The following is a 23,980-nucleotide window of genomic DNA, read 5'->3' as shown; positions in this document are numbered from 1 at the left end:
ATGAGCTATCGCTCTACCGTTTCCCGCCAGCCCGAGGCTTTGGCCGACAGTCTTGCCGCCGCGCAAGCCGAGCTTGCCGGGCTGGATCTCGCCCCCCTCGGCACGGGGCTTGTCGCTGTCACCGGGGTCGGGGCGAGCTCTGCCGCCGCCGTCGTGGTGGCCGCTGAATTGCAGCGCCGGGGCCGTCGCGCTTTTGCGGTCCGCTCGGGCGAGATGATGGCGGGCCATGATCTGGCCGATATCGTGCTGGCGCTGTCCCATCGCGGCCGCAGCGTCGAGACGGTCGAGGCCTTGCGCAAACTGCCGCGCGCGAAAAGCCTTGCGATCACCAATGACAGCGAAAGCCCGCTCGCTGAGGCGGCAAGCTTCCATGTCCGGTTGGCCAATGGCGGCGATGCGACGCCCTCGAGCACCGGCTATACCGCGACGCTTCTGGTCGCGGGTCTGGCGGTGGACGGGATCCAAGGCGCAAGCGGCGCGGATTGGGCGGGCCTGCCCGCGCAAGCGGCGGCCCTTCTGGCCGGGGCCGCCGAGAAGATGCCGCGTCTGGCCCAGCTTTTCGCTGACCGTCGCGCGATTGATTGCGTGGGGGCGGGGGCCTCGATCGGGACGGCGGATGGCGCCTCGCTGCTGATCCGCGAGGCCGCGCGCATTCCGGCCTCGGGCTATGAGACGCGCCATTACCTGCATGGGCCGATGGAATCGATGGATGAGACCACGGGCGTCGTGCTCTTCGGCGATACACGTGAGATCGAGCTTGCCCATAATCTGGAAGAGATCGGCGTGCCGGTTTTGCTGGTCACCAGCCGTCAGGACATCGGGGATGCGGGCAAGCGCACGGTGATCCATGTGCCCGAGGCCGAGAACCTGATCCTGCGCGGGATTTTGGATATTTTCGCGGCCCAGCTTCTCGCGGCAGAGCTGTCGGATGCGGCGGATCTGACCGATGTGCAGTTCCGCTACAAGCAGACCGACACCAAGATCCTCGCCGCCTGAGGCGCGAAGGCTCACCGCGCGCGACGCGGTGAGCCATTTTCGGGGCGGTTTACCAGATCTGCAAAGGCGAGACCGGCACGCTTGTCATATTGAGCTCGCCCTTCGCGCGCAGCCGCACATAGGCCGCCGCCGCCAGCGCGGCGCAATCGGCGAGGCTGTCGGACATGCAGCGATGGCTGAAGGCGGTATAGGCTTTGCGGGCCAATTCGACCTCGCCCGCCGCGAGCAGGATCTCGGCGCTGCGCAGAACATCGGGCAATTCGGCGCGGATCTGGCCCTCGACCAGACGCCAGTGGTCATAGACCTCGGGCAGGATCGAGGACTGCCCCTGAAACGCCAGATGCATCAGCTGCTTGAAGCTGTAGACCGCACCTTCGCCCGATTCGATCCCCTGCGGAATGCGGCAGACGACCTGCGGGTTTTTCAGCTCTTTGCGGCGATCAAGGAAGCGCGCGCTTTCCTCTTCCGAGAGATAGCGGTGCTGGCCATAGGCATCCGGGATCGCCTCCATCCCCATGAAAACCGGGGTGAGCGGCGAGGTGACCGCGCCAATCGCCGCATGCCACATCACGCGCAGATCGGGATGGGCGGGCTCGACCAAGGGCACGATCTGGCCGTAACCCGCCGTATCGCCGGTCAGCTTTTCGGTGGCGATCGACCAGACGATATCCTCGATCCCGATTTTTTCGGGACGCGCGGCGCGGCGGGTCATTTCCGCTTCGATCCACTGCACGCCCTCCCAGCGGCCCTTGCCGTCGCCATAGATGGCATTGACGTCAAAGGGGCCGGTGGCCGGGTCATACCAACCGAGATCGACGGCGGTCGAAATGAAATGGGGCGGGAAGAGGAAGGTCTCGTCGGGCTCGGCCGGGATGACGCCGATATAGCCCGGCCGCGAGGCGCGGATTGAGGTCTCGCCCAGACGCTCGGCGCACCAGAGCCCCTTGCCGCCGGCGAATTCGATCACCACCCAGGCCTCATTGGCATCGGCGAAGATATGCGAATTTCCGCCATAGGTCGAATAGCCGTAACGCGCGATCAGATCGGCGACGATCTCGACGCCTTCGCGGGCGGTGCGGGCGCGTTCCAAAACGATGCGCGCCAGATCCGAGTAATTCGGCCCGGTCTGCTCGGTCGAAGTCGCCTCGATCAGCGCCGCCGAGGAGGTCGACCAGATGTCGCGCACGGCAACGCCATGCTCGTTCAGCCCGCCATTCGTCAGCGGCGCGGGCACGCCGAGGTAATGGGTGTAGCTGACGCGCAGATGGCGCGCGGTTTCGGCGACCTGCGGGATCTGCGACAAAACCCCCGGCATTTCGGCGGCGGGCGTCACGCCCACGGTGATCGTCGCATCCGCCGCATGGCTTTGGCGCGGCGCGATCTCCAGCCAATGGCTCGAAGGCTCGTCGCCATAGCCTGCGAGATAGGGCAGGCCGTCTGCCGTATGTGCGCGGCCGATATAAATTCCGTAACTCAAGAGATATTCCTTATGAAACTGGGGCGACCGCTTACGGCAACGGGTAGTGGCAGGCGAAAACGCGCGCGCCTGCATCGTGCTGATGCGCAGGTTTGACCTGATGGCACAGAGGCTGGGCGACCGGGCAGCGCGAGACGAAATCGCAGCCTTTCGGACGGTTGAGCAGGCTTGGCACCTCACCCTTCAGCCCGACATGGGTGCGTTTGCGGTCGGGATCGGGCTGCGGCACGCCTTGCACCAGCGAGGCGGTGTAGGGATGGCGCTGGCGCTGGAAGATCTCTTCCGCCGGGCCTTCCTCGACGATCCGGCCCAGATACATGATCGCGATGCGGTCACTGATATGGCGGATCACCGGCAGGTTATGGGTGATGATGAGATAGCCCAGACCATGTTCGGCCTGAAGATCGGCCATCAGGTTCAAGATCTCGCCCTGCACCGAGACATCAAGCCCCGCCGTCGGCTCATCGGCGATGATGAGCTTGGGGCTCAGCGCCAAGGCCCGCGCCACGCCAACGCGCCGCGCCTGACCGCCCGAGAGCTGCTGGGGGAAGCGCGACAGAAGCGGGCGGGGCAGGCGGACCATATCGGCGAGACGCTCGGCCTCGTGATCGAGATCGCGCCCGGTGATGCCGTGGATCTGCAAGGGCTCGGTGATCAGCGCGCGCACCGTCTTGCGCGGCGAGAGCGAGCCGTTCGGGTCTTGGAACATCATCGCCATATTGCGGCGCAACGGCTTGAACTGGCCTTCCGAGTAATCCTGAACCTCGGCGCCCTCGAACAGAACCTTGCCGCCGGACACCGGCGCGAGGTTCAAGATCGCGCGGCCAAGCGTCGATTTGCCCGAGCCGCTTTCGCCGACCAGACCCAGGGTCTCGCCGGGGCGCAAGGTCAGGCTGACGTCCAGAACCGCATCGAGCCCGCGTCGTGCGCGACCGGTCAGCTTGGGGATCAGCTTGCCCTCGGTCGCGAAACGCACATTGAGATCGCGGGTTTCCAAAAGCGGCGCCTCGCCCGCCGGACGCGCTGCAACCTTGGGCAAAGACGGTGCCATAATGCTGCGGCCATGGCTTTTGACCTTGCCGGTCAGGATGTGGCAATGCGCCACGCCCCCCGAGGCGCTGGCCACGGCGGGCGGTGCCTCACTGCGGCAGATCGCAGCGGCATGAAGGCAGCGCTCGGCAAAGATGCAGCCCTGACGCGGGACGGTCAGATCGGGCAGATCGCCCGCGATCACCGGCAGACGCGGCGAGCGCTCGGCAATCCGGGCCGGGTCGCAATCCATCAGCGCCTGCGTATAGGGATGGCGCGGATTGTGGAAAATCTCGTGGACGGTGCCGGTCTCGACGACCTCGCCCGCATACATGACCACGACATCGTCGCAGAGCTCGGCAATCAGCCCGAGGTTATGCGAGACGACCGCGACCGTCGCCCCGGTCTCCTTCTGCATTTCCTGCAAAAGGTGGATGATCTGGGCCTCCATCGTCACGTCGAGCGCGGTGGTCGGCTCGTCGGCCAGCAGAAGGTTCGGCCCGGTCAGCAGCGCCATGGCGATGCCCGCGCGCTGACGCATGCCCCCCGAGAACTCATGCGGGTGCTGATCGACGCGGAACTGCGGATCGGGAATGCCAACCTTGCCCAGCATCTTGACCGCCGCCGCGCGTTTCTCGGATTTCGAGTCCTTGCGGCGATAGAGGATGTCGCCCATCTGGCGGCCATAGCTGAGAAGCGGTGCCTGCGAGGTCATCGGGTCTTGGAAGACGACCGAGATTTCCTCGCCCCGGATCGCGCGTTTGCCGCTTTCGGAAAGCTTCAGGATGTCCTTGCCCTGAAAGTCGATGCGGCCGCCGCGCACTTCGGCGTTTTGCGCCAAAAGCCCCATGATCGACCACAAAACCGTGCTCTTGCCAGAGCCGCTTTCGCCGACGATGCCAAGGATGCGACCCTTTTTGATGCCGAAAGAGACGTTTCTCAGGGCCTTCATCCGGCCATGTGAGGTGCGGAAATCGACCGAGAGGTCTTTGATGTCGAGAAGATGTTCCATGCTCAGCGCCCCCGGTTCATGCGCGGATCGAAGGTGTCGCGCAGACCCTCGGCCAGAAAGGTGAAGCCGATCGTGGTCAGAACCAGCGGCAGGCCGGACATGATCACCATCCACGGCGAGTTGCGGATGACGAGATAGCCCTCGTTCAACAGCGTGCCCCAGCTTGCGGTGGGCGGCGTGACGCCAAGGCCAAGGAAGCTCAGACCGGCCTCGAGCGAGACGACGACGGGCACGTCCATCGCCGCGAGGATCAAGAGCGGGCCGACGACGTTCGGCAGGATGTGGTGCCACAGGATGCGCAAGGTCGAGGCGCCAAGCGAGCGTTCGGCCAGCACGAAATCGGTATTGCGCAAGACCAGTGCCGCCGTGCGGGTGACACGGGCATATTGCGGGATCGAGGTGATGACGACGATGACCATGACAAGGCCAAGGCTCGGCCCGGTCAGCGCGACCGTGGCAAGGCCAAGGATGATCGTCGGGAAAGAGCGCACCGAATCGAAGATCAGCAGCAAAAGCGAATCGAGCCAGCGCGGCCCGAAAGCGGCCATCATCCCGAGCATCAGCCCGACCACCAGCGAGATCGAGACGCCCACGGCGGCAATCAGCAGCGCGATGCGGCCGCCGTAAAGGATGCGCGACAGCGTATCGCGGCCAAGCTGGTCGGTTCCGGCCAGATGGGTCCAGGTCGGACCCGAAAGCCGCGCCGGAATATCCATCGCATTGGGGTCATAGGGCGCAAGCTGCGGCGCAAAGATCGCGCTTGCGAAAAACAGGATCACGAGAACCAAACCTAGCATCGCCTGCCAATTCGACAGGAAGCTCCGGATCTGGGCGTGGCGTTCGCTGCGCGCCGTCGATCGGATGGGCTGGGCGGTTTCAGAGGGTGCTGCGGACACGGGGATCAATCCAGCTAACCAGAAGGTCGGACATCAGCACGACCAGAATATAAAGTGCGGTGGTGACGACGACGGCCCCCTGCACAATCGGGAAGTTCCGCGCTTGCACGGAATCGAAAATCAGCTTGCCGACGCCGGGACGGGCAAAGATCACCTCGGCAAAGACCGCCGATGAAATCAGCCCGCCAAAGCCCATGCCGATCAGCGTGATCGTGGGCAGGATGGCGACGGGAAGCGCATAGCCAAAGACGACGCGGCGCGGCGACAGGCCAAAGGCGCGGGCCGAGCGCACGAAGGGCTCGCCGAGGACTTCCAGCATCGAGGCGCGCACCATCCGCGCAAGATAGCCGACCCAGCCCAGACCGACGGCAAAGGCGGGCAGGATGAGATGCAGCGCCTGATCGGCGCGGTTGCCGGTCTCGCCCGCGCCCATCGCCGGCAAAAGCCGGAGCTGCACGGAAAAGATCAGCAAGGCCCAGATCGCCATCAGGAAGGACGGGATCGCAATCGTTCCGACCGAAAGAACGCCGGTGATGCGGTCAAGCCAGGTGTTGGGGCGCACGGCCGCCAGACAGCCAAGCGGAATACCCAAGATCATCGCCCAGCCCATGGCCGCGATCATCAGGGTCAGGCTGTAGCCGATCTGCTCGCCCACGATGGTCGAGACCTTGCGGCCGGTGAAAATATCCTCGCCGAGATCGCCGGTCACGACATTGCCGGCATAGGTGGCGAATTGCGTCAGCACGGGCTGATCGAGGTTCATCTTATCGGTGTAGCGGGCAATCGCCTCGGGCGTGGCCTGCGGGCCAAGGGCGATGGTCACGGGGTTCCCCGGGATCAGCCGCAACAGCGAAAAGAGGACGATGAGCACGGTCAGGATGACGGCAGCAGACAGCCCCAACCGCTTCAGAATATAGCTCGACATGCGAATCCAGTCGGTAGGTAAAAAAGCCCCGCCGCTGCGTCAGCAAAACGGCGGGGCAGGCGGGGATAATCAGATCGAGGTGAACAGGCGATAGTCCTGCTGACCCGAAGGCGAGACATTGATCGCGACATCCGAGCGATGGACGTAATAGCGCGGCTCGTGGCAAAGCCAGACGTAAGCGCCGGTCTCTTCCATGATGTCTTGCAGGCGCAGATAGATCTCGTTGCGCTTTTCGGGATCGCTTTCGGCAATGCCTTGCTCGACCAGCGCGTCATATTCCGGGTTGGTCCAGCGCTCCCAGTTCCAGTTGCCGACCTGCGACGAGACGAACCACTGCGAGGCTTCATAGGGATCGGGGACGCTGCCAAAGCGCATGGTCCAGAGTTCCAGATCCTTCCACGCGTCACCGGCCGATTCCATGCCCATTTCCCAATAGGGACCGACATCCATCGGGATCACGTCGAGCGTCACGCCGATCGCGGCAAAGTTTGCCTGAATGATCTGCGCGGTCAGCATCGGCTGCTGGGTGTTGAGCGTGCGCAAGCTGAGCTTCAGCCCGGTCGCACCGGCCTCGGCCAGCAGTTCGCGCGCCTTGGCGGGATCGTAGCTGTAGAACTTCGTCTCGGTGCGGTGGCCGATCAGGCCGGGGCAGACGATGCCGTTCGATTTGGTCGCGACATTGGCATAGGCGGCGGCGATGATCGAATCGACATCGACAGCATGTTGAAGCGCGCGGCGGATGCGCACATCCTGCAGCTTCGGATGCTGGGTGTTCATGCCGAGCCACATGAAGTTCAGCTCGCCCGCCTTGGTCATCTCGCTGCCTGCGGGCATACCCTGACGGTAGCGCGCCACCGCATCGGAATCGATCTGGGTGCAATCGAGCTCGCCCGCCTCATAGGCGAGTTCGGTCGCCTTGACCTGGCTGATGATCTTGGCGTCGACGCGGGTGTATTCCGGCTTCGGCCCGGTCCATTCCGGGTTGAGCTTGAAGGTCGCGGTCTGGCCCGGCACGTTCGAATAGGTATAGGGGCCGCAGACGGCGGGGAATTGCGTGGTGAAGCGCCCGCCCGCAGCCGTAACCGCCTTCTCGCTGACAATCGCGCCCGGGCCGTGGCAGAGCGTGACGAGGAAGAAGGGCGCGAAGGGCTTGCTCAGCACAATCGTGCCGGTCAGATCGCCGGTGACTTCGACATGGTCGAGCACCTCGAAATAGCCGCCCCAGTCGCTGTCCTTCATGCGCTCATAGGAGAATTTCACATCCGAGGCGCGCAGCGGGCCGTGACCGCCCGACCAGTTCAGCCCATCGGCCAGCTCGAAGTCGATATGGGTCGGGTCGCGCTGTTCGAGCTTGGTGACGTAATAGGTCGGCTCCCAGCTGATCGTGTCGCCGTCGCGCTTGTATTGCGCAAGGAAGGGCAGGCAGGCCTTCTGGGCCTCGATCTCGATACCGCCGACCATATAGCCGGGGTCGAGGATCTTGATGTCGCCATCAAGGCGCAGGCGCAGAACCTTCTCTGCCTGAGCGAAGGCGGCATCCGGGCGAATCCCCCCAAGCGCCAAAACGGTCAGCGCGGTGCCCGAGGCCAGAAAGCCGCGGCGCGACAGGGTGGGCTGTGTCATATCGGTCATCCCTATTGGTGTTCGTTTTGTGAAAATTGAGCACATAGATTCATTTTTCGCTACAATCTTATCATTCGCGACTTGACGCGAAAGACACTTCGGGTTGCGATGTGCCATGGATGAGGACTTTCAGCGCAATCTTGCACTTTTGTGCAGTTACCACGCGTCAATCGCCGATGCATGTCGGCGGCTGGGGATCAATCGCCAGCAATTCAACAAATATCTCAGCGGGCAAAGTCGGCCCTCGCGGCGCAATATGCGCCGGATGTGCGATTTCTTCGGCGTGACCGAGGCCGAGATGCTGATGGAACCGGCGCAGCTTGAGCAGATCGTGGCCTTGCGCCGCAAGCCCGACCCGCTGCCGCAGATGCGTCGCCCGCTATTGCATGTCGAGGCGCTCTATCGTCGCAGCCAGTCGCTGGAAAAGTATCTGGGCTATTACTACCGCTACTTTTACTCGTTTGGAAACAAGGGGCTGATCACTAAATCTCTGGCCGCGATCTATCGGCAGGGCGATCAGTATTACTGGAAGAATATCGAGATCCTGCGCCATCCTGAAACCGGCAAGACGCTGGGGATGAGCAAATATGCGGGCACGCTGCTCTATCTCGCGGACCGCATCCATATCGTCGAATATGAGACGCTGGATTTCACCTCGATCACCCAGATGACGCTCTATCCCAGCCATCAGCACCGGCTGTTTCGCCTGATGGGCATCCAGACCGGCGGCCCGACGCGGCGGGGGCGCAAGCCCGGCGCATCAAAAGTTGCGCTGGATTTTCTGGGCCGCGACATTGATTTGCGCAAAGCTTTGGCGGGGACCGGGCTCTTCGTGCCTGATTCGAAATCCATCCCCGCCGAGATCGCGGCTTTGGTCACCAATACCGTCCAGCCCGGTGCCTTCGTGCTGGAGGTCGACGAGCCCTAAGGGCTGCGCGGCAAGCCTGCGCGCCGGGCGGGCTGGGGTCACCGGACGACACAACGTCCAAGACAAAAGGAGAGCGCCATGCTTGAGATCGATACTGAGATTCGGACGGACCGTCTGGTCCTGCGACCGGCGCGCAAAGGCGATCTGGCGGCGATCCATGCGATACTGTCGGACCCGCGCGCCATGGCCTATTGGTCGACGCTGCCGCATGAAAGCCTCGATCAGTCACGCGATTGGCTGGAGGGGATGCTGCATATCCCCGCCGATCAGGGCGAGGATTATGTGGTCGAGCTGCATGGCCGGGTGATCGGCAAAGCCGGGCTCTATCGCTTCCCCGAGATCGGCTTCATCTTCGCCCCCGATGTCTGGGGGCAGGGCTATGCACGCGAGGCGCTTGGCGCTCTGATCGCGCGCGCCTTTGGGCCCTTGGGTCAGGATCACATCATCGCCGATGTCGACCCAAGGAATGCCGCCTGCCTCGGTCTGCTGACCCGCCTTGGCTTTCACGAAACCGGGCGGGCCGAAAAGACCTGGCAGATCGGCGAGAGCTGGAGCGACAGCGTCTATCTGCGTCTGGACGCCCCCGCCGATTAAGCCGCGTCATCTGCGCATATTCTGGGCGACGCGCTGCGCGAGGACGAGGCCCAGCACCGGCACCGCCGCGAAGATGCCAAAGAGCCAGAGCGCGGCGCGCGCGGTGCCCTCGACGCCGCCGGGCTCGGTCAGGCCGGCAAGGTTCACGACCACGCCCGCCAGCGCCGCGCCGATCGCAGCGGCCGAGAGCTGGACCGTGGTGATCGAGGCCGAGGCCAGGTCCTCCTCATCCTTTGGCGCGAGTTGCAGCACGCGGGTCAGAAGATGCGGCCAGCCCAGACCGACGCCGAAACCGACGAGGAAAAGCGCCACGGTGATCGGACCAAGCAGGACGATCTCGCCGCCACTGCCGGGCGGGATCAGCAGGGTCAGCGCGATCATCCCGGCCAGTGCCAGCACCGGAGCCAACGTGATCAGCCGAGGCACTCGCGACAAAGCCACGCCCGAACCGGTGATCGAGCCTGCCGTCCAACCCGCCGCCATCGCTGCCGCAAGATAGCCCGCGATCAGCGGTTGCTGGCCATGCAGGACCTGCAGGAACAGCGGCACGAAGATCTCGCTCGAGGTGACGGTGATCGCCAAGGCCGACATCGCGGCAAAGACCTGACCCAAGGGCGAGGCCAGCGACATGCCGCCGCGTGGCAGCAGCCGCGTCTTGGCGCTGCCGTCGATATCGCCGATGACCGCGATCAGCACGAATGCGACGGCAACGCCCCCGAGGTTCCACACAAGCGTGGTCTGCGTGCTGGCGAAAGAGATGATGAGTACGGCCAGCGTCAAAAGCCCAAGCTGGGCCAAAGGCAGGCGGGTCGGCTGGCTGGTCTCGGGACTTTGAGCGGGCAGGGCCTGCCAAGCCATGGCGGCAAAGAGCAGTGCCGCGGGCACGACCGACCAGAAGGCGGCGCGCCAGGCGTCGAGCTCGGCGAAAATGCCGCCGATGGCCGGGCCAACCAGCGTCGCGATCCCCCACATCCCCGAAACCAGCGCCATCGCGCGCGGCCAGAGATGCTCGGGAAAGACCAGCCGGATCATGGCATAAGACAAAGCCAGCAGCACACCGCCGCCGCCGCCCTGCACGATCCGGCCCGCAAGCATGAAAGGCATCGACGGGGCAATGGCGCAAAGCAGGGTGCCGAGGGCAAAGATCAGCGCCGCGACGACATAGGCCAACCGAGGCCCCGCCGAGATCAGCAGCCGCGTCGCCAAAGCCGCGCCGATGATCGAGGCGATTACGAAAAGCGTCGTGTTCCAAGCGTAATAATCCAACCCGCCGATGTCGCGCACGACCGAGGGCAGGATCGTGGTGGCGACATAGACGTTGATCGCATGCAGCGCGACCCCGCCCGCCAGCGCGACCGAGCGCACGGCATTGCCGCCCGACAGCAGCGCGCCCCAGCCGATTTGCTGATCTGACATGATTCTCTCCTGCCACCGCGCCGGACTTGACTTCTCCTGCGCGGTGCCTTTATTAAAACAAGATATTTCTTGCAATATTAAGGCCCCGAAAGTATGTCAAGCCCGAGCTTGGAAAAGTCGCCTGACCGCACCAGCGACCGCCTGCTGCTGGCCCTCAAGATGCAGGGGCCACAAAGCGCGGCAGAGCTTGCCGTGCAGATGGGAACCAGCTCGGAAAACGTGCGGCAATTGCTTCAAAAGCTGAGCGACGAGGCGCTGGTGCAGGCGCAATCGGTGTCGCAGGGGCGGGGGCGACCGCGCCAGATCTGGCATCTGACCGAAGCCGCACAGGCGCGCTTTCCCGACACGCATCCCGAGCTGACCCGCAGCCTGATTTCCAGCCTGCGCAGCGTCTTTGGGCAAGAGGCGCTCGACCGTCTGATCGCGGCGCGCAGCGATGAAACCGAAGCGGGCTACCGCGCGGCGCTGGCGGGCGCCGGAGATTTGGCCGAGCGGCTGGGGCGCTTGGCGGCACAACGCACGCGCGAGGGCTATATGGCCGAATGGGCCGAGGCACCCGATGGTGACGGCTATGTGCTCAGCGAAAACCATTGCCCGATTTGCGTCGCAGCGGCCGAATGTCAGGGCTTTTGTTCCGCCGAACTGCGGGTGTTTCGCGCGGTTTTGGGCGCGGATTGCTCGGTCGAGCGCGAGGAGCATTTGCTGTCCGGGGCAAGGCGATGCAGCTACCGCGTGCGTCCCGCGGGCTAAGCGCCACATCAGCCTCGGCGGGCGGTTGCCAAAAATCAACTAGTTTTGTCGTGCTTTCTGACCGCGATTCGCGCTATCCTGTTCGGGCTTGGACTGTCCCGAGCGAGCTGAGGAGACGTGCGATGACCACCGATTCCATGAAGCCCGTGGGCAAGGCTAAGAGGGCGTCATTTGGCCCGGGGGGCACAAGAGCTCCCGGCGCTGCGATGAGCAGCCCAGCCGAACGCCTTGCCTACCGTCGCGCACAAGCGAAGCGCTTCGGACCCTATGACGAGGTTGATCCCGATCTGAGAAGCAACCCGAAGGCGAAACGCTGCTACTACTGAGACGGGCCTGAAGACCCGCGGGGACAGAGTTTGGAAGATGAGAGCGGCGGGTCTTTCCCGCCGCTTTGCCATTCCCGGATCGGCTGCGCGGACGTTGTCAGCCTTCGGCGTCTTCGGCCACAATCGTGACCTTCACGTGAAACAGGTTGGGGCAGGGTGCCTCGTCGTCGGTCAGACCTTCATGGCCCGGGCAGGGCAAATCGCGGTCGGCGTTTTCGGGCGACAGCGCCGCAATCACCACGCGTTGCAGATCAAGTCCGCCATCCTGACATTTCGGGTTCAGGCAGCCGAAGCTGCGCGGAATATCGGCCTTGGTATAGCTGACCGTCTGGCCGCTTTCAGCGGATTGGAACACGCCATTCTTGTCCTGAGTGATGTCGATCGTCAGGTCGGCAATGCCCGGGAAAGCTCGATCCCGGTTCTGGGTCAGAAGGGTCGCGGTGTCGTCTGTCATTGATGATCTCCACTAAGAGGCGAAGTCTGCGCTTTTGATAAGAGGCTGTAAACCGGCAAGGCGAGCGGGGTCAGGCCTCCTCGCGTCGGGCGATATCCATCTGGCGCCATTGATCGGGCGTCAGGCCCTCGGCCTCGCGGAAGACCCGGATCAGATGCGAGGCATCGCAAAAGCCGGTCTCTTCGGCGATGCGGGTGATGGTGTGATTGGTTTGTCGCAGCAGCATCCGCGTCTGCGACAGCCTGATCCGGATCGAGGCATCGGCGGGCGGGATGCCCAGATCTGCGCTGAAATGCCGCTCGAGCTTGCGCCGCCCGACGCCGAGATCGCGCGCGATCCGCGCAATCGACAGCGGCGCATTCAGGTTTTGCTGCATCGCCAGCAGCGCGCGGCGGACCAAAGGATCGCGCGCGGTCAGTTCAAGCGGCAGGCCGGGCTGGGGGCGGTCTCCGGTCAGGGCCTCGTCGATCATCAGGATCGACAGCGCCTTGCGCGCGGCGGCGCGGCCAAGATGGCGGTCGACCAGAAAGGCCGCAAGATGAGCCGCGCTGACCCCGCCCGAGCAAGACAGCCGGTCGCGGTCAACGACGAAGATCTGATCCGAGACCGGACGCATCTTTTCGAATTCCGCAAGGAAATCCTGATGGTGAAACCAGCTGACGCAGCAGCGGTAGCCATCCATCAGCCCGCAGCGCGCCAGAGCAAAGACCCCGGTGCACAGCCCCGCCAGCGCGACTTTCGCCGCCGCTGCCTGTTTGAGAAAGGCCGCGGCCTCGGGGCCGAGCGTCGTGCCCGGATCAATCAGCCCGCCGACGACCACGATATAGTCAAAGCGCGACGGGTCGCCGAACCGCTCTTCGGCTTGGATCTTGGTGCCCGAGGAGGATTGGATCGGCGACAGGTCATTGGACAGCACCGTCCACTGGCAGCGGATCGGGCGCGAGCCGTCTCCGTCATCCGCCGAGAGCCGCAGCACATCGACAAAGGTCGAAAAGGCCGAGAGCGTGAACCGGGGCGCAAGCAGAAAGCCGATGCGCAGGCGGGGGGCAGTGATCTGGTTCATGTCGCGAATCATATGTGTCAAGTGACGCAATCATGGCATGTTCTGGCAAAGGCGCCAGTCCCTGCCTGAGCGCGGTCGATCCTCATCGCGGCGCCGGTGTAGCGGCGGGCTCGGGACCTTCGCGCAGCTCGTCGATTTTCGGCCCATCCGCGCCGGCGAGGAAATTGCCGAAGGTTTGCAGCCCCGGGATATGGCTGGCCAGAACATGGATCACGACGAGGATCGGCACCGCCACGATCATGCCAAGAACCGACCAGAGCCAGCCCCAAAGCGCGACCGCGGTAAAGACGACGACGGTGTTCAGCTCAAGCTTGCGCGACACGAACATCGGCGTGACGATCTGGCCCTCGATGGCGCAGATCGCCCCATGCGACAGCGCGATCAGGAACGGCGTCCACAGGTCGTCATGGCCGAAAATGGCGACGATGAAGGTGATGATGACGCCGGTGATCGGTCCGAGATAGGGGATGTAATTCAGGACGAAAACGCCGACGCCGAAGAGGATCGGGCTCGGCATTCCCCAAAGCCACATCACCGTGCCGACGACGACGCCAAGGCAGGCATTGATCAAAGTGATCGTGCCGAGATAGGTGCCGAGACTGTCCTCGATTTCGCGCAAGGTTCTGTAGGCGTCCCGCTTTTCCGCCGTTGTATCAAAGCTTTGCACGATCTTGAGATATAGCATCTCGCCCGAGGACAGCAGGAAGAACAGCATGAGAAGCGTGAAGGCGACCTGCCCGACGATCTCGGGGCCGAGCGACAAAAGCCCGGCCAGAGTCGTCCAGGAGATCGCGCTTGGCTGGGTGACCTCGACCTTGATCGCGCCATCCGCCCGGCCCGTTTGCACCACTGCGCCGCCGGTCGATGTGCTGCCCGTTGCTCCCGGCTGCAAGGCGCTTCCGGGGCCCTGATCCGCGCCCGGCGCGGCGGCATTCGCAGGTGCCGAAGAGGGCCCCGTGCCTGATGGGCTCGCCGCGCCGCCATGCGAGATTTCCTCGATCTTGGCCGCGAATTTCTCGATCCCCGAGAACTGGGTTTTGAGCTGGGTAAAGCGCTGTTCCAGCTTACCCGAAACCTCGGGCGCATTGCGGATCATCTCTTGGATCGGGCCAGAGATCAGCGCGCCAATCAACCCGATCACCACCACAAGTCCCAGCGAGATCAAGGCAGCCGACAGGCTGGCCCCGATACCGAACCGCGCCAGAAACCGACGCAAGGGCACGAAAACAAAGAACAAAAGAAGCGCGAGCGTGATCGGCATCAGGATGCTGCGCGCCTGCTCGATAAAGAAGAACAGCAAGATCAGGAAGATCCCGACCGCCGCCCAGCCCGAGACCGGACGGGTGGCCTTGACCGGGTGGGCCACAGCGCGCGCGATCTCGTCACGCTCATTGGGGGAGGGATCCATGCGCCGGCCTCACGCTCGCAATCTGGTGAGCCAACGCGAGGTTCCGGGTCGAGGTTCCCCGACCCGGAGCCTTTGCTTAGAGCGCGTGATCGCCGTTTGCGTCGATGACGCGGGTCGGCAGACCGAGCTCGCCCAGAAGCTCGAGGAAGGGCCGCGCGGGCAGCTCTTCGACATTGGCCATCTTCTTCACGTCCCAAGTGCCACGCGCGACCAGAATCGCGGCTGCAACCGGCGGCACACCAGCGGTATAGCTGATCCCTTGGCTGCCCACTTCCTCATAGGCTTCCTTGTGATCGGCGACGTTATAGATAAAGACCTCGCCCGGCTTGCCGTCTTTGGTGCCCTTGACCAGATCGCCAATACAGGTCTTGCCCTCATAATCGGGCGCAAGGCTCGACGGATCGGGCAGCACGGCCTTGACCAGTTTCAGCGGCACGACCTCCAGCCCTTCGGCGGTTTTGACCGGCTGTTCGCTCAAGAGGCCAAGGTTCTGCAAGACGGTGAACACATTGATGTAATGCTCGCCAAAGCCCATCCAGAAGCGGACATCCGAGTCCGGGTAACGCGCCGACAGGCTGTGAACCTCGTCATGGCCCGAGAGATAGGCCGTGCGCTTGCCGACAACCGGGAGATCCCATTCGCGACCAACCTCGAACATCTTGTTCTCGGTCCATTTGCCACCCTGCCAGGCGTAAACCGTGCCGGTGAATTCGCGGAAATTGATCTCGGGGTCGAAGTTCGTGGCGAACCAGCGACCATGCGAGCCCGCATTGATATCGACGATATCGATCGACTCGATTTTGTCGAAATACTCATCCTCAGCCAAACGCGCATAGGCATTGACCACGCCCGGATCGAAGCCGACGCCAAGGATCGCGGTGATCCCGGCTTTCGCGACATCCTCGCGGCGCTTCCATTCGTAATTGCCGTACCACGGCGGGGTTTCGCAGACCTTGGCCGGATCTTCATGGATCGCGGTGTCCAGATAGGCGGCACCGCTGTCGATGCAGCCCTGCAGCACGGTCATGTTCACGAAGGCCGAGCCGACGTTGATGACGATCTGCGCATCAATCTTGCGGATAAGGTCGGCCACGGCGGCGCTGTCCATGGCATCGACCGAATGAGAGGTAAATTCGACCTGATGGCCTTTCGCCTTCACGCTGGCGATGATGTCGTCCGCCTTGGACTGAGTCCGGCTGGCGATATGCAGGGCTCCGAATTCGGAGGCGTTCTGAGCGAGTTTATGCGCTGTCACCTGTGCGACGCCACCGGCGCCGATGATGAGAACGTTTTTGGCCAATTCAGTTTCCTTTCAAGGAGAGGTCAGGAGAGGCTCGACTTATAGTCGGCATAGGTGAACGCGCGGACGAGGCGGACCGATCCGTCCTCTTCCTTGATGGCGATCGACGGCATGGCAACGCCATTGAACCAGTTCTTCTTCACCATCGTGTAACCGGCGGCATCGGCAATGCTGATGCGGTCGCCGATCTCGAGCGGCTTGGGAAAACGGCCCTCGCCGAAAATATCGCCTGCAAGGCAGGTCTTGCCCGCGATCTGATAGGGATGATCGCCAGCTTGCGGCAGTTTCGCCGTCTCGCGATAGATCAGCAGATCAAGCATATGCGCCTCGATCGAGCTGTCGACGATGGCGACATCCTTGCCGTTGTGGATGACATCCAAAACCGAAACCTCCAGCGAGGTCGATTGGGTGATGCTGGCCTCGCCCGGTTCGAGGAAAAGCTGGACCCCGAACCGGTCCTGGAAGGCGCGCAACCGCTTGGCCAAAGCCTCGATCGGATAGTCGTCACCGGTGAAATGGATGCCACCGCCAAGCGAGACCCAGTCGAGCTTTTCCAGGAAGCTTCCGAATTCCGTCTCGATCCGGCTCAGTTGCTCATCGAAAAGCGCGAAATCGCGGTTCTCGCAGTTGTAATGGATCATCACGCCGGAAATCCGGTCGAGCGCCGAATTCAGCCGCGCCAGATCCCATTCGCCCAGACGCGAGAAGGGCCGCGCCGGATCGGCGAGATCGAAACCGCTGGTCGAAAAGCGCGGGTTCAGCCGCAGGCCGGTCGCAATCCCCGCCGCTTTCTCGCCAAACCGATCAAGCTGACCCAGCGAGTTGAAGATGATCTTGTCGGCATAGGAAATCGCTTCGTCGATCTCGTGATCGGCCCAACCCACGGAATAGGCATGGGTTTCCTTGCCGAATTCCTCGCGCCCGAGCCGCAGCTCGTAAAGGCTCGACGAGGTCGTGCCGTCCATGAAAGGGCGCATGAAGTCAAAGGCCGACCAGGTCGCAAAGCATTTTAGCGCCAGCAGGCATTTCGCCCCCGAGGCCTCCCGCAGATGCGCAATCTTCTCCATGTTCCGGCGCAGCTTGGCCAGATCAATGAGATAATAGGGCGTCTGCAGATCGGTCATTGGCGAACCCTTTGGAAACTGAACGGAAAAGCCGCATATAGGGCCCAAAGGGGGAAATCGCAAGAAACTGTGACGCGGCTATGACGCCGCGCCCGCGCTTTCGCTGTCTTTCATGGATAAATATCCACGTCGCGACGCCGACTACAGGCGTTTGCCCGCAGAATCGAACCAATGGCTGTGCGCCGGATCGGGCGTCAGATGGATCCCTTGTTCGACCGGCAGGTCATGCTCGCCGATCAGCCGAACAGAAACCAGCCCGCCCGAGGTCTCGGCATAGACGATGGTTTCGTGACCCAGCCGCTCGACATGGGTGACGCGCGCCGGGATGCCGCTTTCGGTAATCGCCAGATGTTCGGGGCGGATGCCCAGCTCGCTGGCGGTTGCGGGGGCTGAACCGCCAAGCGTCGCGACTGGCAGGAAGTTCATCTTGGGCGAGCCGATGAAGCCCGCGACGAAGCGATTTGCGGGGCGGTTATAAAGCTCCATCGGCGCGCCGACCTGCTCGATCCGGCCCGCGTTCAAGACAACGATGCGGTCGGCCAAAGTCATGGCCTCGACCTGATCATGGGTGACGTAAACCATGGTCGCGCCAAGCTCGCGGTGCAGTTTCGCCAGTTCAAGCCGGGTCTGGCCGCGGAGCGCCGCATCGAGGTTCGAGAGCGGCTCGTCAAAGAGAAAGAGCTTCGGCGTGCGCACGATCGCGCGGCCAATGGCGACGCGCTGACGCTGCCCGCCCGAAAGCTCTGCCGGACGACGCTCAAGCAAAGGCCCCAGCGCCAGCATCTCGGCCGCGCGGTTTACCGCCGCCGTCACCTCGGCCTTGGATTTCCCGGCCTGTTTCAGCGCGAGCCCCATATTCCCGGCGACGCTCAGATGCGGGTAGAGCGCGTAGCTTTGGAAAACCATGGCGATCTCGCGCTTCGAGGGCTCGAGATCGTTGACCCGCGCCCCGCCGATCAGGATATCGCCCGAATCCGAAGGCTCCAGCCCCGCAATCATCCGCAGAAGCGTCGATTTCCCGCAGCCCGAGGGGCCGACAAAGACGCAGAATTCGCCCGGCTCCACCGAGAGCGAGGCGCCGGGGATGACCTCGACCGAGCCGAAGGTCTTGCGCAGATTTCTCAGTTCAAGCGTGTGCATCTTGGCCTTTCAGTCGGACCGGCTGGCCCGTGCGAATGGAGTGATCCGCGGCAAGGCAGACCGCCAGCGAGGCGACCGCATCCGCGGCATGGCGGCTGAGATCGCGGTCGGTGGCGATGGCCTCGGCCATGAAAGCGGCCTCGGCATCGCACAGCTCCTGATGGCCGGGCTCGCCTTGCATGGAGAGATCCTGATCCGCCTCGCCAACGCGATGAAGCCGGATCTTTGAGGTCTGGGTATGGGTGTCGATATCGTCCGAGCGCGCCTCTTCCGACATGCGGATCGAGACCGCGCCTTTCGGGCTGACCACGTCTTTGACGAAAAAGGCGGTATCCGACATCATCGGCCCCCAGCCCGCCTCATACCAGCCGACCGAGCCGTCCTCGAACAGCACCTGAAAATGGCCGTAATTATACATCTCAGGCGCGATTTCATCGGAAAGCCGCACGCCCATGCCGCGCACCTCGACCGGGGCGGCATCGGTGATCTGGCACATGACATCGACGTAATGGACGCCGCAATCGACGATTGGCGGCGTCGTTTTCATCAACTGCTTATGGACCTCCCAGGTCGGGCCTTTCGACTGCTGGTTGAGGTTCAGCCGGAAGACATAGGGCCCGCCAAGCGCACGCGATTCCGCGATCAGGCGCTGCCAGCTTGGATGGTGGCGCAGGATATAGCCCACAACCAGCTTGCGCCCGGTTTCCTCGGCCACGCGCACCACACGCTCGGCATCCGCGACCGTGGTTGCCAGGGGCTTTTCGACAAAGACATCGGCGCCCGATTGCAAAGCGGCAATCGCATATTCCGCATGGCTGTCGGAATAGGTGGCGATGACCGCGACATCGGGGGCGGTCACCTCCAAGGCCTCGTGGAAATCGGCGAACAGGGGAATGCCGCGCAGCTCTGCGGGCAGATCGACCTCCGAGCGGTTCACCAGCCCGACGATCTCGGCGCCGGGGATTTTCAGCCAGGCGAGGGCATGGCTTTTGCCCATATTGCCAAGGCCTGCGACCAGAACCTTCATTTCACTGCTCCCGAGGTGATGCCGCGGATCAATTGCCGCGAGAAGATGAGGTAAAGCACCAGAACCGGCAGGATCGCGAGGGTCAGCGCCGCCAGAACCGCATTCCAGTTGGTGACGAATTGGCCGAGGAAAACCTGCGTGCCAAGGGTGATCGTCTTGACCGATTCCGCCGGCGACAAGATCAGCGGGAACCACAGATCGTTCCAGATCGGAATCATGGTAAAGACGGCGACGGTGGCCAAAGCCGGGCGGATCAGCGGCAGGACCAGCCGGAAGAAGATCGAATATTCCGAGAGCCCGTCCATTCGTCCCGCCGATTTCAGGTCGCTCGAAATCCCGGACATGAATTCCGACAGGATGAAGATCGCGAGCGGCAGGCCCTGCGCGGTATAGACAAGGATCAGCGCCAGCAGCGTATTGTTCAGCCCCGCCGCGACCATGCCTTGCAAGATCGCGACTGTGCCGAGCCGGATTGGGATCATGATCCCAAGCGCCAGATAAAGCCCCATCAGCGTATTGCCGCGAAAGCGGTATTCCGAGAGCGCGAAGGCCGCCATGGCCCCGAACAGCAGCACGCAGGTCAGCGAGGCCACGGTCACGATCAGCGAGTTCTGGAAATAGAGCAGGAAATCGCCCTGCTGCATCACCGTCTGATAACCGATCAGGCTGAAGCTCTCCTTGTCGGGCAAAGCGAGCGGCTCGCGAAAGATCGCCTGCCGGTTCTTGAAGCTGTTGATGACGATGACCCAGACCGGGAAGAGGGCAATCAGCGTGTAGATGATCAGCGCGACATGCGCGCCAAAGGTTCTCGCGCGCATCAGAACTGATACCTCCGCAACCGGCGGTGGACGAGGAAGAGATAAAGGCTCACGCCCACCAGAATGATCGCAAACATCACGCTGGCAATCGTCGCGCCCATATTCGGATCGCCCAGTTGCAGCTGGAAGCCGAAGAAGGTGCGGAACATGAAGGTGCCCAGAATATCGGTCGCGGAATTCGGTCCGGCCAGCGCGCCTTGACTGACGTAGATCAGGTCAAAGGCATTGAAATTGCCGACGAATGTCAGGATCGAGATAATCCCGATCGCGGGCAGGATCAGCGGCAGTTTCACCTTCCAGAACTGCGACCAGCCGGTGACGCCGTCCATCTCGGCGGCCTCTATGACCTCCTCGGGGATCGAGATCATCGCGGCATAGATCAGCATCATCGGGATGCCGACGAATTGCCAGACCGAGATCAGCGCCAGCGTGGTCAGCGCATAGGCCTCTTTGCCGAGCCAGGGCTGGAAGAGCGATTTCAGCCCGACCGCATCGAGCATTCCCGGCGCAATCCCCCAGATCGGCGAGAGGATCAGCTTCCAGACAAAGCCCACGATGACGAAAGACAGCACCGTCGGCACGAAGATCGCGGTCCGGTAAAAGGCCGCGCCGCGCAGCCGGTTCGAGGACAAAAGCGCGGCCAGAGCAATGCCGATCGGGTTCTGCACGATCATATGGACCACGAAGAACCACAGGTTGTTGCCAAGCGCGTTCCAGAAGGACGCGCTCCAGCGGGGATCGCCGAACAGCGTGCGGAAGTTATCCAGCCCCGCAAAAGCCTCGCCGCGGAAAAGCGAGAGTTGCAGCGTGCCGAACAGGGGCAGGATCATCACCAAAGTATAGACGATGACCGCCGGTGCCAGAAAGACGAGGATATGGGGGCGCTTGAACATCTGAAACGGCCCCCGGCGTGAACCGGGGGCCTTGTCCTTAATTCGCGGGCTTATACCAGCTGTCGAGGCCGTCTTGCAGCTTCTTGGCCCCATCTGCCGGTGTGATCGTGCCGTTGATCACCCCTGCCGAAACCGCCCACATGTCGTTTTCAAGGTTCGGCGTGCCGCGCGACAGGATCTGATAGGACGACCGGATCGTCGATTCACAGTTCTTGCGCCAGCCGATGAAGTCCTGCGCCAGCGGGTTTTCAAGCTTCACCTCGCCATTCGACAGCGGGAAGAAGCCCGGCAGCGCATTGGCGTAAAGCTCGGCGAATTCAGGCGAGGCGACCCAATCGAGGAAGACCTTGGCCTGCTCGGCATGTTTGCTCGCGGCATTCAAGCCGATGCCGATATCGGTGTGATCCGAGATATAGCATTTGTCGCCCTCTTTCGGGACCGGCGGCGGGAAGGCTCCCATTTCGAACGCGCCGCCGATCTGGGGCGTGAAGGGGCCGATCTCCCACGAGCCCGCCGGATAGATCGCGGCGCGGCCAAGGGTGAAGAGGTTCTGGCTGTCGGGATAGGTCTGGGCCTCGAAGCCGTCGCCGAGATAGGGCTTCCATTTCGCGAGCTGTTCAAGCGGCGCGACGAATTCCGGATCGGTCAGCTTCGCCTTGCCCGCAATCAGCGCCTTGCGGCCGTCCTCGCCATGCCAATAGTTCGGGCCGATGTTCTGATAGCCCATCGTCGCGGCTTCCCACTGGTCCGAGGTGCCCATCGCCATCGGGATATATTTGCCGCTTTCCTTGACCTTATCGAGAACCGCGAAGAACTCATCGACGGTTTTCGGCGGCGTCAGCCCGAGCTCCTCGAAGGCTTGTTTGTTGTAAATGAAGCCATGGATCACCGACGCCATCGGCACGCAGAAGGTCTGCTTGCCGTCATCGGTGGACCAGCCCGATTTCGCCACATCCGAGAAATTCGCCATGCCCTTGAGCTCGGACAGATCGGCGAGCTGGCCTTTCTGGAACAGTTGCAGCGAGGCGTCGAAGGGGCGGCAGGTGATGAGATCGCCCGCCGAGCCGCCGTCGAGTTTCGAGTTCAGCACCGCGTTATATTCCGCCGGAGCCGAGGGGTTGAAGGTCAGCTTGATGCCGGGATGCGCGGCCTCGAAAGCCGGGATGATCTTTTCCTGCCAGATCGGCAGATCGTCATTGCGCCAGGATTCGATGCTGAGGGTGACATCCTCCGCGAATGCGGGGGCCGTCAATGCGCTGGCTGCCAGAAGGCAGGCCGTCAGTCTGCGGACCTTCATCTTCTCTTCTCCCTGTTGCGGCCTTTCTGGCGCGCTGTTAGCTGATGAAAAGGATTGCAGTCGGCCTATGATCTCGTCAAGGGCGGGCTGAGCAAGGGAGTGATATAGATGGCTTTCTTTCTGGGACTGGACGGAGGCGGCACGGGATGTCGCGCGGTGCTGGCCGATGCCGAGGGCCGGGTTCTGGGCCGTGGCGAGGGCGGGCCTGCCAATATCATGTCCGACCGCGAGGGTGCGCTGGCCGCGATCATGGCCACGGCGGAGCAGGCTTTGGCCGGGCGCGATCCGGCCGAGGTCACGGCCTGTCTTGGGCTTGCGGGCGCGAATATCTCGGGCGCGCGCAACTGGCTGGGGCCGATGCTGCCCTTTGGCCGGGTGCGGGTTGTCCATGATGCGGTGACGGCGGTTGCGGGCGCTTTGGGCGCGGCGGATGGTATCGTCGTGGCGATCGGCACGGGCTCGGTCTTCTCGCGCCAGATCGGCGGCGAGGTCACCTCGATCGGCGGCTGGGGCCCGATTTTGGGCGACGAGGCCAGCGGGGCCTGGATCGGCAAGCTCTTTCTGGCCGAGGTCTTGCGCTCGGTCGATGGGCTGGCGCCGAAAACCGCGCTGAACGATCTGACGCTCGAGCGGTTCGGCGGCGCGCAAGCCATCGTGGCCTTTGCCCGCACCGCGACCGGCGCCGATTTCGCCCGCGAGGCGCGCCAGCTTCTCGAACATGCCGCCGACCCCGCTGCCGAGGCCGTGCTCGAGGCCGCGACCACCCATGTCGTGGCGGCGATTGACCGGCTTCAGACGGAAAAGGGACTGCCCGTGACCTTCACCGGCGGGCTTGGCCCGATCTTTGCCGACCGGCTTTTCGGGCGTTGGGACCAGCGCCCCGCGCGCGGCAATCCTCTGGACGGCGCGCTGCGGCTGGCGCTGGAAATGGGCTGATTACTCGTCCACGACCTGGAAGAGCTTCGGCAAGGCCGGGCAGGGCAGCAGCGTGTTCTTCGCGACATCGGCCAAAGTGGCATTGTGCAGGAAGACATAGACATGCGCCGAAAGGCTTTCCCACAGCCGGTTCGACAAGGTCTGTGCGCGCGAGCCCGACACGCCGCCCGTCGCGCCTGCACCGACATGCATGGCGCTGACGGTTTCATCGACCGCTTCGAGGATCTCGGCCACGCGGATCGTCTCGGGTGCCTTCGCCAGACGGTAGCCGCCGCCCGGACCGCGCACCGATTCGACCAGACCGGCGCGGCGCAGGCGCACGAAAAGCTGTTCGAGATAGGGCAGCGAGATGTCTTGCCGTTGGGAAATCTCGGCCAGCGAGGTCAGATCATCCGACTTCGCGATTGCGAGATCCACGAGCGCGATGATTGCGTAGCGCCCTTTCGTTGACAGTTTCATCTCATATCCTCATTGGGCTGAATGGCTGAGCGCATTGACGCGGCAAGCCCCTTCGGGCTAATCCGCCGAAGCGACCTTGCTAATTCTTG

The 23,980-nt window shown here is 63.2% G+C and carries 22 protein-coding genes; 5 read left to right on the top strand and 17 right to left on the bottom strand.

Annotation, left to right across the window (positions count from 1 at the left end):
* Positions 1-996: an SIS domain-containing protein gene (locus JCM7686_RS14405; RefSeq protein WP_020951545.1), complete on the top strand. Its 996-nt coding sequence runs from the start codon at positions 1-3 to the stop codon at positions 994-996.
* Between the two features lie 49 nt (positions 997-1,045).
* Here JCM7686_RS14405 and JCM7686_RS14400 read toward each other — a convergent pair whose 3' ends face one another.
* The 5 genes from JCM7686_RS14400 to JCM7686_RS14380 all read right to left on the bottom strand — a co-directional run bounded on the left by JCM7686_RS14400 (position 1,046) and on the right by JCM7686_RS14380 (position 7,958).
* The gene (locus tag JCM7686_RS14400; protein WP_041527377.1) at positions 1,046-2,473 is read right to left on the bottom strand and encodes a C69 family dipeptidase; all 1,428 of its coding nucleotides are present in this window, start codon (positions 2,471-2,473) and stop codon (positions 1,046-1,048) included.
* A gap of 31 nt (positions 2,474-2,504) precedes the next feature.
* Positions 2,505-4,514, bottom strand: a complete 2,010-nt coding sequence (locus tag JCM7686_RS14395; RefSeq protein WP_020951543.1) for a dipeptide ABC transporter ATP-binding protein — start codon at positions 4,512-4,514, stop codon at positions 2,505-2,507.
* A 2-nt stretch (positions 4,515-4,516) separates the two neighbouring features.
* Complete coding sequence (locus JCM7686_RS14390) at positions 4,517-5,410, bottom strand: ABC transporter permease (RefSeq protein WP_020951542.1); 894 nt, start codon at positions 5,408-5,410, stop codon at positions 4,517-4,519.
* Positions 5,391-6,335: an ABC transporter permease gene (locus JCM7686_RS14385; protein WP_020951541.1), complete on the bottom strand. Its 945-nt coding sequence runs from the start codon at positions 6,333-6,335 to the stop codon at positions 5,391-5,393. The genes JCM7686_RS14390 and JCM7686_RS14385 overlap by 20 nt, the downstream gene beginning before the upstream one ends.
* 69 nt (positions 6,336-6,404) lie before the next feature.
* The gene (locus tag JCM7686_RS14380) at positions 6,405-7,958 is read right to left on the bottom strand and encodes an ABC transporter substrate-binding protein (protein WP_020951540.1); all 1,554 of its coding nucleotides are present in this window, start codon (positions 7,956-7,958) and stop codon (positions 6,405-6,407) included.
* Between the two features lie 115 nt (positions 7,959-8,073).
* Between JCM7686_RS14380 and JCM7686_RS14375 the strand changes: the two genes are divergently transcribed.
* Together JCM7686_RS14375 and JCM7686_RS14370 are read left to right on the top strand one after the other, a co-directional pair.
* Complete coding sequence (locus tag JCM7686_RS14375; RefSeq protein ID WP_020951539.1) at positions 8,074-8,886, top strand: helix-turn-helix domain-containing protein; 813 nt, start codon at positions 8,074-8,076, stop codon at positions 8,884-8,886.
* Positions 8,887-8,964: 78 nt separating this feature from the next.
* Complete coding sequence (locus tag JCM7686_RS14370) at positions 8,965-9,480, top strand: GNAT family N-acetyltransferase (RefSeq protein WP_020951538.1); 516 nt, start codon at positions 8,965-8,967, stop codon at positions 9,478-9,480.
* A gap of 6 nt (positions 9,481-9,486) precedes the next feature.
* Here JCM7686_RS14370 and JCM7686_RS14365 read toward each other — a convergent pair whose 3' ends face one another.
* Positions 9,487-10,896 (bottom strand): MFS transporter, encoded by a 1,410-nt coding sequence (locus JCM7686_RS14365; RefSeq protein WP_020951537.1) that lies wholly within the window; start codon positions 10,894-10,896, stop codon positions 9,487-9,489.
* A 108-nt stretch (positions 10,897-11,004) separates the two neighbouring features.
* Between JCM7686_RS14365 and JCM7686_RS14360 the strand changes: the two genes are divergently transcribed.
* Entirely contained in the window at positions 11,005-11,646 is a 642-nt protein-coding gene (locus tag JCM7686_RS14360) for a helix-turn-helix transcriptional regulator (RefSeq protein WP_041527375.1), read from the top strand.
* Positions 11,647-12,069: 423 nt separating this feature from the next.
* On the opposite strand, the gene JCM7686_RS14355 is transcribed toward JCM7686_RS14360, so the two are convergent.
* The 10 genes from JCM7686_RS14355 to JCM7686_RS14310 form a co-directional block, all read right to left on the bottom strand.
* Positions 12,070-12,426, bottom strand: a complete 357-nt coding sequence (locus tag JCM7686_RS14355) for a hypothetical protein (protein ID WP_020951535.1) — start codon at positions 12,424-12,426, stop codon at positions 12,070-12,072.
* Between the two features lie 70 nt (positions 12,427-12,496).
* A complete protein-coding gene (locus JCM7686_RS14350) occupies positions 12,497-13,489 on the bottom strand; it encodes a GlxA family transcriptional regulator (RefSeq protein WP_020951534.1) in 993 nt (330 codons plus the stop codon).
* An 82-nt stretch (positions 13,490-13,571) separates the two neighbouring features.
* Entirely contained in the window at positions 13,572-14,897 is a 1,326-nt protein-coding gene (locus tag JCM7686_RS14345; RefSeq protein WP_020951533.1) for an AI-2E family transporter, read from the bottom strand.
* 76 nt (positions 14,898-14,973) lie between these two features.
* On the bottom strand, positions 14,974-16,197 hold the full coding sequence (locus JCM7686_RS14340) for a saccharopine dehydrogenase family protein (RefSeq protein ID WP_020951532.1): 1,224 nt from the start codon (positions 16,195-16,197) through the stop codon (positions 14,974-14,976).
* Between the two features lie 23 nt (positions 16,198-16,220).
* Positions 16,221-17,321, bottom strand: a complete 1,101-nt coding sequence (nspC, locus tag JCM7686_RS14335; RefSeq protein ID WP_020951531.1) for a carboxynorspermidine decarboxylase — start codon at positions 17,319-17,321, stop codon at positions 16,221-16,223.
* 141 nt (positions 17,322-17,462) lie between these two features.
* Positions 17,463-18,461, bottom strand: coding sequence for an ABC transporter ATP-binding protein (locus JCM7686_RS14330; RefSeq protein WP_020951530.1), 999 nt, complete (start codon positions 18,459-18,461; stop codon positions 17,463-17,465).
* Positions 18,448-19,488 carry a Gfo/Idh/MocA family protein gene (locus JCM7686_RS14325; protein ID WP_020951529.1) on the bottom strand — a complete coding sequence of 347 codons (1,041 nt, stop codon included), beginning with the start codon at positions 19,486-19,488 and terminating at the stop codon, positions 18,448-18,450. The genes JCM7686_RS14330 and JCM7686_RS14325 overlap by 14 nt, the downstream gene beginning before the upstream one ends.
* Positions 19,485-20,306: a carbohydrate ABC transporter permease gene (locus JCM7686_RS14320; protein ID WP_020951528.1), complete on the bottom strand. Its 822-nt coding sequence runs from the start codon at positions 20,304-20,306 to the stop codon at positions 19,485-19,487. The genes JCM7686_RS14325 and JCM7686_RS14320 overlap by 4 nt, the downstream gene beginning before the upstream one ends.
* The gene (locus JCM7686_RS14315) at positions 20,306-21,199 is read right to left on the bottom strand and encodes a carbohydrate ABC transporter permease (protein ID WP_020951527.1); all 894 of its coding nucleotides are present in this window, start codon (positions 21,197-21,199) and stop codon (positions 20,306-20,308) included. Before JCM7686_RS14315 ends, JCM7686_RS14320 begins: the two co-directional genes overlap by 1 nt.
* Positions 21,200-21,236: 37 nt before the next feature.
* Positions 21,237-22,496: an ABC transporter substrate-binding protein gene (locus JCM7686_RS14310; RefSeq protein ID WP_020951526.1), complete on the bottom strand. Its 1,260-nt coding sequence runs from the start codon at positions 22,494-22,496 to the stop codon at positions 21,237-21,239.
* 108 nt (positions 22,497-22,604) lie between these two features.
* Between JCM7686_RS14310 and JCM7686_RS14305 the strand changes: the two genes are divergently transcribed.
* The gene (locus JCM7686_RS14305) at positions 22,605-23,432 is read left to right on the top strand and encodes a BadF/BadG/BcrA/BcrD ATPase family protein (RefSeq protein ID WP_020951525.1); all 828 of its coding nucleotides are present in this window, start codon (positions 22,605-22,607) and stop codon (positions 23,430-23,432) included.
* On the opposite strand, the gene iscR is transcribed toward JCM7686_RS14305, so the two are convergent.
* Positions 23,433-23,891, bottom strand: coding sequence for a Fe-S cluster assembly transcriptional regulator IscR (gene iscR, locus JCM7686_RS14300; RefSeq protein WP_020951524.1), 459 nt, complete (start codon positions 23,889-23,891; stop codon positions 23,433-23,435). It abuts the gene before it with no gap.
* Positions 23,892-23,980 lie beyond the last annotated feature (89 nt).

Source organism: Paracoccus aminophilus JCM 7686 (genome assembly GCF_000444995.1).
GTDB classification, from domain to species: domain Bacteria; phylum Pseudomonadota; class Alphaproteobacteria; order Rhodobacterales; family Rhodobacteraceae; genus Paracoccus; species Paracoccus aminophilus.
The sequence above is the reverse complement of the archived record's forward strand: the minus strand, read 5'-3'. Positions and strand labels throughout refer to the sequence as shown.

Coding starts and splice junctions, on each gene's coding strand:
- JCM7686_RS14405 (WP_020951545.1), top strand. CDS start 1: ATGAGCTATCGCTCTACCGTTTCCCGCCAGCCCGAGGCTTTGGCCGAC.
- JCM7686_RS14395 (WP_020951543.1), bottom strand. CDS start 4,514: ATGGAACATCTTCTCGACATCAAAGACCTCTCGGTCGATTTCCGCACC.
- JCM7686_RS14385 (WP_020951541.1), bottom strand. CDS start 6,335: ATGTCGAGCTATATTCTGAAGCGGTTGGGGCTGTCTGCTGCCGTCATC.
- JCM7686_RS14380 (WP_020951540.1), bottom strand. CDS start 7,958: ATGACACAGCCCACCCTGTCGCGCCGCGGCTTTCTGGCCTCGGGCACC.
- JCM7686_RS14375 (WP_020951539.1), top strand. CDS start 8,074: ATGGATGAGGACTTTCAGCGCAATCTTGCACTTTTGTGCAGTTACCAC.
- JCM7686_RS14370 (WP_020951538.1), top strand. CDS start 8,965: ATGCTTGAGATCGATACTGAGATTCGGACGGACCGTCTGGTCCTGCGA.
- JCM7686_RS14365 (WP_020951537.1), bottom strand. CDS start 10,896: ATGTCAGATCAGCAAATCGGCTGGGGCGCGCTGCTGTCGGGCGGCAAT.
- JCM7686_RS14355 (WP_020951535.1), bottom strand. CDS start 12,426: ATGACAGACGACACCGCGACCCTTCTGACCCAGAACCGGGATCGAGCT.
- JCM7686_RS14350 (WP_020951534.1), bottom strand. CDS start 13,489: ATGAACCAGATCACTGCCCCCCGCCTGCGCATCGGCTTTCTGCTTGCG.
- JCM7686_RS14345 (WP_020951533.1), bottom strand. CDS start 14,897: ATGGATCCCTCCCCCAATGAGCGTGACGAGATCGCGCGCGCTGTGGCC.
- nspC (WP_020951531.1), bottom strand. CDS start 17,321: ATGACCGATCTGCAGACGCCCTATTATCTCATTGATCTGGCCAAGCTG.
- JCM7686_RS14330 (WP_020951530.1), bottom strand. CDS start 18,461: ATGCACACGCTTGAACTGAGAAATCTGCGCAAGACCTTCGGCTCGGTC.
- JCM7686_RS14325 (WP_020951529.1), bottom strand. CDS start 19,488: ATGAAGGTTCTGGTCGCAGGCCTTGGCAATATGGGCAAAAGCCATGCC.
- JCM7686_RS14320 (WP_020951528.1), bottom strand. CDS start 20,306: ATGCGCGCGAGAACCTTTGGCGCGCATGTCGCGCTGATCATCTACACG.
- JCM7686_RS14315 (WP_020951527.1), bottom strand. CDS start 21,199: ATGTTCAAGCGCCCCCATATCCTCGTCTTTCTGGCACCGGCGGTCATC.
- JCM7686_RS14310 (WP_020951526.1), bottom strand. CDS start 22,496: ATGAAGGTCCGCAGACTGACGGCCTGCCTTCTGGCAGCCAGCGCATTG.
- JCM7686_RS14305 (WP_020951525.1), top strand. CDS start 22,605: ATGGCTTTCTTTCTGGGACTGGACGGAGGCGGCACGGGATGTCGCGCG.
- iscR (WP_020951524.1), bottom strand. CDS start 23,891: ATGAAACTGTCAACGAAAGGGCGCTACGCAATCATCGCGCTCGTGGAT.